Origin of the sequence: Oceanobacillus zhaokaii (assembly GCF_003352005.1) — a bacterium.
In the GTDB taxonomy this organism is placed as follows: domain Bacteria; phylum Bacillota; class Bacilli; order Bacillales; family Amphibacillaceae; genus Oceanobacillus; species Oceanobacillus zhaokaii.
Genome location: NZ_CP024848.1, coordinates 618,175 through 630,997, shown reverse-complemented (window position 1 = coordinate 630,997; position 12,823 = coordinate 618,175). Strand labels below are relative to the sequence as shown.

Genomic DNA, 12,823 nt, shown 5'->3' with positions numbered 1-12,823 from the left:
GTAAAGAAACTTATCCACAAAAATATTCACAGTAAAATTGTTTAGATAGAAAACTTGTTTTCCCCATGCCTTTCGATAACAGCCTTAGTTGCACTTGTGTAGTGAAGAAAGTTTGCAATTTCCAACTACCAACAAAACTATCCACAATATCAACAGGGCAATATAAAGTTATCCCCAAGATTCATCCACAATAAGATTGTAAGTATAATAAGCAATTGTGAATTTTAACTGCAGGTATGTGGATAAATTTACTATTTCAACAATAAAGAAGGATTTGCATTCAAGTCTAAACCAGAACGCCTTCCTTGTTCATATGCAATCGTTCCGGCAGCTGCAATCATGGCAGCATTGTCTGTGCAAAGTTTAAGTGGTGGGATTAACAATGGAATATTGGTTTCAGAGAATTTTGCTTCCAATTCGGTTCTTAGCCCCTTATTCGCAGCTACACCCCCAGCAACAATCACTTGCTTCACATTAAATTCCTTTGCTGCACGGAGGGTTTTTGTTGTAAGCACATCAACAACACTTGCTTGGAAGCTCGCAGCAATATCCTCTGCCTTTAACGTCTCCCCACGTTGCTTTGCATTATGAATTTTATTAATCACCGCTGATTTTAATCCACTAAAACTAAAATCATAACTACCGTCTTCTAGCCATGCTCTCGGAAAATCAATCGTTTCTTCCCCAATCTCTGCTAATCGGTCAATATGTGGTCCACCTGGATATGGCAAATCAAGCATTCTTGCGACCTTATCATATGCTTCTCCTGCCGCATCATCACGTGTTTCTCCGATTAACTCATAAGAACCATGCTCTTTCATTAAAACAAGTTCAGTATGTCCACCTGAGACGATTAATGCTAGAAGTGGAAATGTGAATTCCTTTTCTAATCTGTTAGCGTAAATATGTCCCGCAATATGATGGACTCCGACTAACGGTTTTTGCTTAGCAAATGCTAATGCTTTAGCAGCATTAACACCGACAAGTAATGCGCCAACAAGTCCTGGGCCCTCGGTAACGGTTATTGCATCAATTTGGTCCCAGTTCATTCCAGCCTCTTGGAAAGCTTCTTCAAGCACAATTGTCATTTGTTCAACATGATGTCTTGACGCAATCTCTGGGACTACTCCGCCAAAACGTTTATGGCTCTCAATTTGCGATGCAACCACGTTAGAAACAATTTCTGTTCCGTTTTTCACAATTGAAGCGGCAGTTTCATCACAGCTCGTTTCAATTCCTAATATAAATGTATCTTTTTTCATTATAAGTTCACCCACATTACAATAGCATCTTCTTGATTATCTGTATAATAGTTTTTTCGAATACCACCAGGAACTAGCCCAAACTTACGATACATCGACTGGGCTACTATATTCGAAACACGTACTTCCAATGACAAATGCCGAACTCCTATCTGCATTGCGGCTTGGATTACATATTGAAATAGCATTTCTCCTAATTTATAGCCGCGAAATTCCGGCATAATTGCGATATTCGTAATTTGTGCTTCATCAATGACAATCCATGCGCCAGCATAGCCAACAATCTGCCCATTTGCTTCAATGACAAAGTAATGGGCAAATTTGTTATCGACAATCTCTTGATAAAAAATGTCTGTTGTCCATGGCGCTGTAAAGGAAGCTTTTTCAACTTCTACAACATGTTCTACATCCTTAATCTCCATCTTTCGTATAAGAACTTTATCCATTTTGCTCGTTTTCCTTCTGTGCTTTAAGCCAATTTGCTTCTGCTTCAGCTAAGCGCAGATAATTAGGTGTTAGCGTATGTGTAGGATCTGCACTTTTACTTAAGCCTGCAAGCCCAAGAAACCCAGGTCTTGCGATATGAAAAGGTCCCTCAGGTATTACAGCTGATTCTCCTAAAGCTTCTTTAATGTTTTCCTTATAAACGGAGATATCTGGACTTAGGAATAGCACCCTTCGATTTTCTTTAGCGAGTTTTGCTAATACTTCTTCCATTGAAATATTCTTCTCTTCATAGACAGGTACAAGATTCTTTCCCTTCCATTCATAAAACCCAGTAAAGACCATGCCGCGACGTGCATCGAAAAACGGGCAAATAATTCCGTCAAAAAATCTCCCTTGATAAGCAAGCACTTCTAGACTGGATATGCCTGTAATCGGAATATCTAGTGCCCATGCTAATGATTTTGCAGTAGACATCCCAATTCGCACCCCAGTATAAGATCCCGGTCCTTTAGCAACGACAATCTTATCTAATTGATCTGGAGTAAGTGAAACCTCATTCATTAGTTGATTGATTGCAGGCATTAGCCTTACAGAATGGTTTTTCGCTATATTTGTAACTACTTCTCCTATGATTTGCTCGTCCTTTAGTATTGCTACACCTAATAATTGATTCGATGTATCAATTGCAAGTAGATTCATTCAAGTAACTCCTAACTCAATAATTCATTTATAACCAATTCAAAATGCTCACTTGTAGAGGTAAACACTAATTCACGTTGATGTTCCCCAATATAGTTGATTTTAATATTTAAACGTTCAATAGGTAGAAACTCCTCAATAAACTGCGCCCATTCGATAACTGTAACACCACTTCCATGAATATATTCTTCAAGACCAATATCCTCTTCAGAATTTTCTAGTCGGTATGCATCGATATGGTAGAAAGGGAGGCTTCTTCCCATATATTCTTTTATAATTGTAAATGTTGGACTGCTTACCGTACGTTCTACACCTAAGCCTTTTGCTAATCCTTTTGTAAACGTCGTTTTACCAGCACCTAAATCGCCTTCTAACGTTATTACATCACCAGCCTGAAGTAAAGCAGCTAATTTCTCCCCCATAGCTGTTGTTTCCTCGACTGTTTCTGTTTTTATCTGGTGTTTATTCATAAAGTCACCTACTTAAATGATTATATCCCTTTTTCTCTTAACGTACCTCATTATTATCTATATTTAACTGTACATGACATGTCCTTCATAGCTACGATCTCTTACATGTACTACTTTACTTACTTTTGTATTGAAATTTTATGCAATCCGTAATAGCCCCATCACTATTTCCTACAACAACTAACACTAATAATAACAAAAAGAATAGGAAAAAGAAAAAGATTGAGTGGAATAACGCTACTTTTGCATGAGGAAATAACATTTTGTTTTAAATCTATATAAATACCGAGTAGAAGTGTTGTTCAGTCTTTCCAATTGAACATTTGATTCCCTATAAAATTTATTTTTTTAAAAATGGCTTCTTTGATTAAGTTTATTATAATAAAAAAACACACGATTTTCATATAAGAAATCCTGTGTGGGTATCAATGCTATTATATTTTAAATGGCGGTCCGGACGGGACTCGAACCCGCGACCTCCTGCGTGACAGGCAGGCATTCTAACCAACTGAACTACCGGACCATTAACCTTTTTTACATATATTAATTGGTTGCGGGGGCAGGATTTGAACCTACGACCTTTGGGTTATGAGCCCAACGAGCTACCAGACTGCTCCACCCCGCGATAATAAAAATATAAAATTGTTTCTAATCTTAATAGAACAATTTATTGCCTGGCGGCGTCCTACTCTTGCAGGGACAAAGTCCCAACTACCATCGGCGCTGAAGAGCTTAACTACTGTGTTCGGGATGGGAACAGGTGTGACCTCTTCGCTATTACTACCAGACAATCCTAAAAAATCAGGACAAACTCTATTATATACTTTTTAAAGGTAAAAAGCAAGGTATTTTATGTTTATACCCTAAAAACTAAATAAGAGTAACGTTCAACGACAATCAAATAAGAATTTAGTTAAGTCCTCGATCGATTAGTATCCGTAAGCTCCACGTGTCACCACGCTTCCACACCGAACCTATCAACCTCATCGTCTCTGAGGGATCTTACTCACTCGAAGTGATGGGAAGTCTCATCTTGAGGGGGGCTTCATGCTTAGATGCTTTCAGCACTTATCCTTTCCACACGTAGCTACCCAGCGATGCTCCTGGCGGAACAACTGGTACACCAGCGGTGTGTCCATCCCGGTCCTCTCGTACTAAGGACAGCTCCTCTCAAACTTCCAACGCCCACGACGGATAGGGACCGAACTGTCTCACGACGTTCTGAACCCAGCTCGCGTACCGCTTTAATGGGCGAACAGCCCAACCCTTGGGACCGACTACAGCCCCAGGATGCGATGAGCCGACATCGAGGTGCCAAACCTCCCCGTCGATGTGAACTCTTGGGGGAGATAAGCCTGTTATCCCCGGGGTAGCTTTTATCCGTTGAGCGATGGCCCTTCCATGCGGAACCACCGGATCACTAAGCCCGACTTTCGTCCCTGCTCGACTTGTAGGTCTCGCAGTCAAGCTCCCTTCTGCCTTTACACTCTACGAATGATTTCCAACCATTCTGAGGGAACCTTTGGGCGCCTCCGTTACTCTTTGGGAGGCGACCGCCCCAGTCAAACTGCCCGCCTGACACTGTCTCCGAACCGGATCACGGTCCTGGGTTAGAAGGTTCATACAACTAGGGTGGTATCCCACGGGCGCCTCCACGTAAGCTAGCGCTCACGCTTCAACGGCTCCCACCTATCCTGTACAAGCTGCACAAACATTCAATATCAGGCTACAGTAAAGCTCCACGGGGTCTTTCCGTCCTGTCGCGGGTAATGCGCATCTTCACGCATAGTATAATTTCACCGGGTCTCTCGTTGAGACAGTGCCCAAGTCGTTGCACCTTTCGTGCGGGTCGGAACTTACCCGACAAGGAATTTCGCTACCTTAGGACCGTTATAGTTACGGCCGCCGTTTACTGGGGCTTCGGTTCTATGCTTCGCACCGAAGTGCTAACATTTCCCCTTAACCTTCCAGCACCGGGCAGGTGTCAGCCCCTATACTTCGCCTTTCGGCTTCGCAGAGACCTGTGTTTTTGCTAAACAGTCGCTTGGGCCTATTCACTGCGGCTCCATGTTAATGAAGCACCCCTTCTCCCGAAGTTACGGGGTCATTTTGCCGAGTTCCTTAACGAGAGTTCTCCCGCTCACCTTAGGATTCTCTCCTCGCCTACCTGTGTCGGTTTGCGGTACGGGCACCTATGATCTAACTAGAGGCTTTTCTTGGCAGTGTGAAATCAGGAACTTCGGTACTAATTTCCCTCCCCATCACAGCTTGAAATTGTTGAACGGATTTGCCTATCCAACTTTCTCACTGCTTGGGCGCACACATCCATCGGTGCGCATTCCTTATCCTACTGCGTCCCCCCATCGCTCAAACAATCATGAGGTGGTACAGGAATATCAACCTGTTGTCCATCGCCTACGCCTTTCGGCCTCGGCTTAGGTCCCGACTAACCCTGAGAGGACGAGCCTTCCTCAGGAAACCTTAGGCATTCGGTGAAAGAGATTCTCACTCTTTTTTCGCTACTCATACCGGCATTCTCACTTCTAAGCGCTCCACCAGTCCTCACGGTCTGACTTCACAGCACTTAGAACGCTCTCCTACCATTGTTCGAAGAACAATCCGCAGCTTCGGTGATACGTTTAGCCCCGGTACATTTTCGGCGCAGAGTCACTCGACCAGTGAGCTATTACGCACTCTTTAAATGATGGCTGCTTCTGAGCCAACATCCTGGTTGTCTGGGCAACTCCACATCCTTTTCCACTTAACGTATACTTTGGGACCTTAGCTGGCGGTCTGGGCTGTTTCCCTTTCGACTATGAACCTTATCACCCATAGTCTGACTCCCAAGCTGAAGTAATTGGCATTCGGAGTTTGACTGAATTCGGTAACCCGGTGAGGGCCCCTAGTTCAATCAGTGCTCTACCTCCAATACTCAATGCTTGAGGCTAGCCCTAAAGCTATTTCGGAGAGAACCAGCTATCTCCGTGTTCGATTGGCATTTCACCCCTACCCACACCTCATCCCCGCATTTTTCAACATACGTGGGTTCGGGCCTCCAGTCAGTGTTACCTGACCTTCACCCTGGACATGGGTAGATCACACGGTTTCGGGTCTACGACCGCATACTATAAACGCCCTATTCAGACTCGCTTTCGCTGCGGCTCCGTGTCTTCCACTTAACCTTGCATACGATCGTAACTCGCCGGTCCATTCTACAAAAGGTACGCCGTCACCCATTAACGGGCTTCGACTACTTGTAGGCACACGGTTTCAGGTACTATTTCACTCCCCTTCCGGGGTGCTTTTCACCTTTCCCTCACGGTACTGGTTCACTATCGGTCACTAGGGAGTATTTAGCCTTGGGAGATGGTCCTCCCGGATTCCGACGGAATTTCTCGTGTTCCGCCGTACTCAGGATACACTCCGGAGAGAATTCCTTTTCGACTACAGGGCTGTTACCCGCTATGGCTGACCTTTCCAGATCGATTCGTCTAAAGAATTCTTTTGTAACTCCAAAGGAGTGTCCTACAACCCCAGAAAGCAAGCTTTCTGGTTTGGGCTAATTCCGTTTCGCTCGCCGCTACTCAGGAAATCGCATTTGCTTTCTCTTCCTCCGGGTACTGAGATGTTTCAGTTCCCCGGGTCTGCCTCCATTATCCTATGTATTCAGATAATGGTACTGTCCCATTACGAACAGCGGGTTTCCCCATTCGGAAATCCTCGGATCAAAGTTTACGTACAACTCCCCGAGGCATATCGGTGTTAGTCCCGTCCTTCATCGGCTCCTAGTGCCAAGGCATCCACCGTGCGCCCTTATTCACTTAACTAAGTTAGTAAATAAGCGTACTAATTTATTAGCCTTGCTTTAATTTTTAAAATTGATGTCGTTGTTACTCTTATTTAGTTTTCAAGGTACAAAGTATAAAATGAGAGATTTGCTCTCTCAAAACTGAACCAAACAACCATGTATGTCCTTACTATCTTAAAGATAGCGTTCCGAATATTCCTTAGAAAGGAGGTGATCCAGCCGCACCTTCCGATACGGCTACCTTGTTACGACTTCACCCCAATCATTGGTCCCACCTTCGGCGGCTGGCTCGCATATTGCGTTACCTCACCGACTTCGGGTGTTACCGACTCTCGTGGTGTGACGGGCGGTGTGTACAAGGCCCGGGAACGTATTCACCGCGGCATGCTGATCCGCGATTACTAGCGATTCCGGCTTCATGTAGGCGAGTTGCAGCCTACAATCCGAACTGAGAATGGTTTTATGGGATTTGCTTGACCTCGCGGTTTTGCAGCCCTTTGTTCCATCCATTGTAGCACGTGTGTAGCCCAGGTCATAAGGGGCATGATGATTTGACGTCATCCCCACCTTCCTCCGGTTTGTCACCGGCAGTCACCTTAGAGTGCCCAACTAAATGCTGGCAACTAAGATCAAGGGTTGCGCTCGTTGCGGGACTTAACCCAACATCTCACGACACGAGCTGACGACAACCATGCACCACCTGTCACTTTTGTCCCCGAAGGGAAATCCCTATCTCTAGGGAGGGCAAAAGGATGTCAAGACCTGGTAAGGTTCTTCGCGTTGCTTCGAATTAAACCACATGCTCCACCGCTTGTGCGGGCCCCCGTCAATTCTTTTGAGTTTCAGCCTTGCGGCCGTACTCCCCAGGCGGAGTGCTTAATGCGTTAACTTCAGCACTAAGGGGCGGAAACCCCCTAACACCTAGCACTCATCGTTTACGGCGTGGACTACCAGGGTATCTAATCCTGTTCGCTCCCCACGCTTTCGCTCCTCAGCGTCAGTTACAGACCAGAGAGTCGCCTTCGCCACTGGTGTTCCTCCACATCTCTACGCATTTCACCGCTACACGTGGAATTCCACTCTCCTCTTCTGTACTCAAGTCCTCCAGTTTCCAATGACCGTTCGTGGTTAAGCCACGAGATTTCACATCAGACTTAAAAGACCGCCTGCGAGCGCTTTACGCCCAATAATTCCGGACAACGCTTGCCACCTACGTATTACCGCGGCTGCTGGCACGTAGTTAGCCGTGGCTTTCTGGTTAGGTACCGTCAAGGTATGATCAGTTACTATCATACTTGTTCTTCCCTAACAACAGAGTTTTACGATCCGAAAACCTTCATCACTCACGCGGCGTTGCTCCGTCAGACTTTCGTCCATTGCGGAAGATTCCCTACTGCTGCCTCCCGTAGGAGTCTGGGCCGTGTCTCAGTCCCAGTGTGGCCGATCACCCTCTCAGGTCGGCTACGCATCGTCGCCTTGGTGAGCCATTACCCCACCAACTAGCTAATGCGCCGCGGGCCCATCTGTAAGTGACAGCTTGCGCCGCCTTTCATCTTCTCACCATGAGGTGAAAAGTGTTATCCGGTATTAGCTCACGTTTCCGCGAGTTATCCCGATCTTACAGGTAGGTTGCCCACGTGTTACTCACCCGTCCGCCGCTCATTCCACTCTTCTTCACCCCGAAGGGATCGGAAAAGCTTCCTGCGCTCGACTTGCATGTATTAGGCACGCCGCCAGCGTTCGTCCTGAGCCAAGATCAAACTCTCCAATAAAGTGTTTGAAATGAAATTGACACCAATCAATTCCATATAATGTCTTAGCTTTAAGAAGTGTTACCTTCTTGTTTTGTTGAAAAGAAAACAAGTTTTCTCTTCATTGACATACTGGTTGTTTTGTTCAGTTTTCAAAGAGCAAATGTTCCGTTGCTTCAGGAGCAACTTTACTACTATATCACATATTGCATTTTGTTGTCAACAACTTTTCACTTGAATATTTCTTGCTGTTTTTTCGACAACTTTTAAAATATATCATTTCCACTTTAACAAGTCAACACTTTTTTTAAAAAAAGTGCGATGGGCCTGAGTGGACTCGAACCACCGACCTCACGCTTATCAGGCGTGCGCTCTAACCAGCTGAGCTACAGGCCCAAATAATAAATTATTTGGAGCGGGTGAAGGGAATCGAACCCTCATCATCAGCTTGGAAGGCTGAGGTTTTACCACTAAACTACACCCGCATATATAAAATTTTCTAGAAGTCTCACTGGTCGGGAAGACAGGATTCGAACCTGCGACCCCTTGGTCCCAAACCAAGTGCTCTACCAAGCTGAGCTACTTCCCGAAATAATGGCGCGCCCGAGAGGAGTCGAACCCCTAACCTCTTGATCCGTAGTCAAACGCTCTATCCAATTGAGCTACGGGCGCTCGAAAATAGTGAAGATATAAATCCTAACATCTTTAAAAGTTAATTGCAAGTCTTTTTAAGTGCGGCCGAGAGGACTTGAACCTCCACGGGTTATTCACCCACTAGGCCCTCAACCTAGCGCGTCTGCCATTCCGCCACGACCGCATAGTTGTTCTTCTACCTGAAGAAACTTTACTTTAAATGTTATTGATGAGCCATGAAGGATTCGAACCTTCGACCCTTTGATTAAAAGTCAAATGCTCTACCGACTGAGCTAATGGCTCATATTTAAAAGATAATTTATATAGTAAAAACTATAAATTCTTAGTATTATAAAGTTGTCTAGACAGTATTTTCTAATAAAAAAATACTATTTCTAAATAGTATAAGTAATCTCATGCATACATTTAATTATATACTGAAACAAACTTAATATTTGGCTGGGCTACTAGGATTCGAACCTAGGATACACGGGATCAAAACCCGATGCCTTACCGCTTGGCTATAGCCCAACAATGGCGGTCCGGACGGGACTCGAACCCGCGACCTCCTGCGTGACAGGCAGGCATTCTAACCAACTGAACTACCGGACCAAAACATATAAAGATTAAAAAGATGACCCGTACGGGATTCGAACCCGTGATACCGCCGTGAAAGGGCGGTGTCTTAACCGCTTGACCAACGGGCCATTCATCTAAAAAATATGGCGGAGAAGGAGGGATTTGAACCCTCGCGCCGCTTACGCGACCTACACCCTTAGCAGGGGCGCCTCTTCAGCCTCTTGAGTACTTCCCCATATGGCTCCACAGGTAGGATTCGAACCTACGACCGATCGGTTAACAGCCGATTGCTCTACCACTGAGCTACTGTGGAATAATGAATAGCATTTTGAATACTGTAAGTAAAACTTGAATATCCCTTATGTCGCAATCTAAAAACAAATTAACAGCAACGAAAAATATCTTACCACGATTCAAGTTAGTTTGTCAACACTTTTTAAAGAATAAATCTTTTTCCTAGCTGCCGTGCATCTTTACATTCGATACTCACTCATTTGTTTATGTATCTGCACACCAATACTTTGTGAACAAAATTCATCACTAGATTTGATAGCTTATTTAATTTACCATGGATGACAAATTTCGTCAATGGATTTTTAATAAAAATTTACAAATCAACTTATCGCGTTACAGAAAGACTAGAATACCCAATAATATGCCAACTATAAAATTCTATTTATAATTTAAGCTGCATCAGCATTCCACTGCATTTACCACAACGATACTTATTCAAATCTACACGGCGAATCCGCTTATACTCCTGATTACATTGTTTACATTTATATACATATTGATACTTTCTTTTTTGTGAAGGCAATGGATTGCAATGTCTTGGTGAACCAGTCTTTTTTAATAAAGCTTTAAATTCTGGATCAATATGCTTGTATCCTTTTCCTTCTATATGAAGATGATAATGGCATAACTCATGTTTAATAATACCAACAAATTCCTCTAGATCCATCTCTGAAACATACTTTGGATTTAGTTCAATTAACTTCTTTGCCGGAATATATCTACCACCTGTAGTTCTTAAACGATGATTAAATTTCACTTCATGTTCAAAAGGCTTGTCAAAAAACTCTATAGATAGTTTGTCTACCATATTATATAATGTCTGCTTGTTTATTGGATCCATTTCATATCTTCCTTATTAGTAAATAATAATTAGAATAAGATTTTTTTATTATCCCCTTTAATCTTATCATATTCATTCCTTTTTTCTATCGTCATTACCATCATTAAACAGCCGTAAATAAATTTCTTCTACTAAATAACACCTAACAATAATACACGTCTTAAAATGTTGATTTTAAATTTGTTTAACCTATAATTAAAAGAGGAGATCATTCATCGATTTCAGTAAATATTTATTTACACCTCAGAAAGAAACCTCTATATAACTTTAACACTACTAAATTGACTATTGTTTGTTTCAATGCAATATTCCCCATTATTTATTCAGTATTTATCATTTAATATTATAGTTAAGAAAATAATACATATCAATTTAAAGAATCATATCGTTTCATTCATTTAAATTTATTACAACAAAGCCATTCACCCCATAATCTCCAGCTGTTTTTCCGAGTCTATAATCATAGTAATATTATAATTACTATGTTATTATAATTATTGTAGTTTATAAAACAGGAGGGAATAAATTAATGAGCGAGAATAACAAGAAAATGACAACCGCTTTTGGTGCCCCAGTACCTAATGATGATGATTCAAAGACTGCAGGTCCTAGAGGTCCATTATTGATGGAAGATTTTTGGTTCCTTGAAAAATTAGCACATTTTGATAGAGAAGTAATTCCTGAGCGTCGTATGCACGCTAAAGGTTCCGGTGCATATGGTACCTTAACCGTTACAAATGACATTACAAAATATACGAAAGCTAAAATTTTCTCAGAAGTTGGCAAGAAAACAGATATGTTTGCTCGTTTTTCAACTGTTGCTGGTGAACGCGGTGCAGCTGAGGCAGAACGTGATATTCGCGGTACAGCATTAAAATTCTACACTGAAGAAGGTAACTGGGATTTAGTTGGAAATAATACACCTGTATTCTTCATGAGAGATCCTAAGCGTTTCCCGGATTTAAACCATGTTGTTAAACGTGATCCAAAAACAAACATGCACAATCCACAATCAAACTGGGATTTCTGGACAAGTCTTCCTGAAGCATTGCATCAAGTAACAATCGTAATGAGTGATCGCGGAATTCCAAACGGATTTAGACATATGAACTTATTCGGAAGCCATGCATATAGCATGATTAATGCAGACAATGAACGTGTATGGGTTAAATTCCATTTTTACACAGAACAAGGTATTGAAAACTTGACTGATCAAGAAGCAGAAGAATTAGTTGGTAAGGACCGCGAAAGTAGTCAACGAGATCTATTCGATAACATAGAAAAAGGTAACTTCCCTAAATGGAAAATGTACATCCAAGTAATGACAGATGAACAAGCGAAGAATATGCCTTATAATCCATTCGATTTAACAAAAGTATGGTATAAAGGTGATTTCCCTCTAATTGAAGTTGGGGAATTAGAGCTTAACCGTAATCCGGAAAACTATTTTGAAGAAGTAGAGCAAGCAGCATTTGCTCCAACAAATATCGTTCCTGGTATTGGCTTCTCACCTGATAGAATGTTACAAGGTCGCCTATTCTCATATGGTGATGCACAACGCTATCGTCTAGGTGTAAACCATTGGCAAATCCCTGTTAACTATCCTAAGAACGCGAAGAACTTCCATCCATACCATAGAGATGGTGCAATGCGTATTCATCCATACGGCGCCAAAATTTCTTATAGCCCTAACAGCTACGGCGAATGGGCAGATAGCAAAGAGCATCAAGAGCCTGCATTAGAACTTGGTGGCGATGCTAACTATTGGGACTTCCGTGAAGACGATGATCTTTACTACGAGCAACCTGGTAAATTATTTAGATTACAAAGCCCAGAAGCACAACAAAGATTATTCGAAAACACTGCACGCAATATGCAAGGAACGACAAAAGAAATTCAACTTCGCCACATTAATAACTGCTATAAAGCAGATCCAGCTTACGGTGAAGGTGTTGCAAAAGCACTTGGTATTTCAATTAGTGAAGTAGAAGCTGCAAGCGGCAGAGAATAAGTTTAGTAAAAAACGCCTCCCAAGTGTC

6 protein-coding genes, 13 tRNA genes and 3 rRNA genes are annotated in these 12,823 nt (G+C 42.6%); 1 reads left to right on the top strand and 21 read right to left on the bottom strand.

Going from position 1 to position 12,823, the window contains the following annotated elements:
• Window positions 1-251: 251 nt before the first annotated feature.
• The 21 genes from tsaD to CUC15_RS03215 all read right to left on the bottom strand — a co-directional run bounded on the left by tsaD (window position 252) and on the right by CUC15_RS03215 (window position 10,784).
• Window positions 252-1,262: a tRNA (adenosine(37)-N6)-threonylcarbamoyltransferase complex transferase subunit TsaD gene (tsaD, locus tag CUC15_RS03315; protein WP_114915346.1), complete on the bottom strand. Its 1,011-nt coding sequence runs from the start codon at window positions 1,260-1,262 to the stop codon at window positions 252-254.
• Window positions 1,262-1,708 carry a ribosomal protein S18-alanine N-acetyltransferase gene (gene rimI, locus CUC15_RS03310; RefSeq protein ID WP_114915345.1) on the bottom strand — a complete coding sequence of 149 codons (447 nt, stop codon included), beginning with the start codon at window positions 1,706-1,708 and terminating at the stop codon, window positions 1,262-1,264. Before rimI ends, tsaD begins: the two co-directional genes overlap by 1 nt.
• The gene (gene tsaB / locus CUC15_RS03305) at window positions 1,701-2,408 is read right to left on the bottom strand and encodes a tRNA (adenosine(37)-N6)-threonylcarbamoyltransferase complex dimerization subunit type 1 TsaB (protein ID WP_114915344.1); all 708 of its coding nucleotides are present in this window, start codon (window positions 2,406-2,408) and stop codon (window positions 1,701-1,703) included. The genes rimI and tsaB overlap by 8 nt, the downstream gene beginning before the upstream one ends.
• Window positions 2,409-2,419: 11 nt before the next feature.
• Complete coding sequence (gene tsaE, locus CUC15_RS03300; protein ID WP_114915343.1) at window positions 2,420-2,878, bottom strand: tRNA (adenosine(37)-N6)-threonylcarbamoyltransferase complex ATPase subunit type 1 TsaE; 459 nt, start codon at window positions 2,876-2,878, stop codon at window positions 2,420-2,422.
• Window positions 2,879-3,324: 446 nt separating this feature from the next.
• A tRNA-Asp gene (locus tag CUC15_RS03295) sits at window positions 3,325-3,401 on the bottom strand.
• A gap of 25 nt (window positions 3,402-3,426) precedes the next feature.
• Window positions 3,427-3,503, bottom strand: a tRNA-Met gene (locus tag CUC15_RS03290).
• A gap of 47 nt (window positions 3,504-3,550) precedes the next feature.
• Window positions 3,551-3,666: ribosomal RNA gene (rrf, locus tag CUC15_RS03285) — 5S ribosomal RNA — on the bottom strand.
• Window positions 3,667-3,787: 121 nt separating this feature from the next.
• Window positions 3,788-6,705, bottom strand: a 23S ribosomal RNA gene (locus CUC15_RS03280).
• Window positions 6,706-6,889: 184 nt separating this feature from the next.
• Window positions 6,890-8,458 (bottom strand): 16S ribosomal RNA (locus CUC15_RS03275).
• The 16S, 23S and 5S rRNA genes sit together here with 13 tRNA genes alongside, the layout of an rRNA operon.
• A gap of 301 nt (window positions 8,459-8,759) precedes the next feature.
• Window positions 8,760-8,833: transfer RNA gene (locus CUC15_RS03270), tRNA-Ile, on the bottom strand.
• 15 nt (window positions 8,834-8,848) lie between these two features.
• Window positions 8,849-8,922 (bottom strand) — tRNA-Gly (locus tag CUC15_RS03265).
• A gap of 27 nt (window positions 8,923-8,949) precedes the next feature.
• Window positions 8,950-9,026 (bottom strand) — tRNA-Pro (locus CUC15_RS03260).
• Between the two features lie 6 nt (window positions 9,027-9,032).
• Window positions 9,033-9,109, bottom strand: a tRNA-Arg gene (locus tag CUC15_RS03255).
• Window positions 9,110-9,170: 61 nt separating this feature from the next.
• Window positions 9,171-9,254 (bottom strand) — tRNA-Leu (locus CUC15_RS03250).
• Window positions 9,255-9,300: 46 nt separating this feature from the next.
• Window positions 9,301-9,373 (bottom strand) — tRNA-Lys (locus CUC15_RS03245).
• A 153-nt stretch (window positions 9,374-9,526) separates the two neighbouring features.
• A tRNA-Gln gene (locus tag CUC15_RS03240) sits at window positions 9,527-9,601 on the bottom strand.
• A 4-nt stretch (window positions 9,602-9,605) separates the two neighbouring features.
• Window positions 9,606-9,682: transfer RNA gene (locus tag CUC15_RS03235), tRNA-Asp, on the bottom strand.
• 23 nt (window positions 9,683-9,705) lie between these two features.
• A tRNA-Glu gene (locus tag CUC15_RS03230) sits at window positions 9,706-9,777 on the bottom strand.
• Between the two features lie 16 nt (window positions 9,778-9,793).
• Window positions 9,794-9,884, bottom strand: a tRNA-Ser gene (locus tag CUC15_RS03225).
• A 3-nt stretch (window positions 9,885-9,887) separates the two neighbouring features.
• Window positions 9,888-9,962, bottom strand: a tRNA-Asn gene (locus tag CUC15_RS03220).
• A 363-nt stretch (window positions 9,963-10,325) separates the two neighbouring features.
• A complete protein-coding gene (locus CUC15_RS03215) occupies window positions 10,326-10,784 on the bottom strand; it encodes a SprT family protein (RefSeq protein WP_114915342.1) in 459 nt (152 codons plus the stop codon).
• 529 nt (window positions 10,785-11,313) lie between these two features.
• Here CUC15_RS03215 and CUC15_RS03210 point away from each other — a divergent pair.
• Window positions 11,314-12,795, top strand: a complete 1,482-nt coding sequence (locus tag CUC15_RS03210; protein WP_114915341.1) for a catalase — start codon at window positions 11,314-11,316, stop codon at window positions 12,793-12,795.
• The last annotated feature ends 28 nt before the right edge of the window (window positions 12,796-12,823 follow it).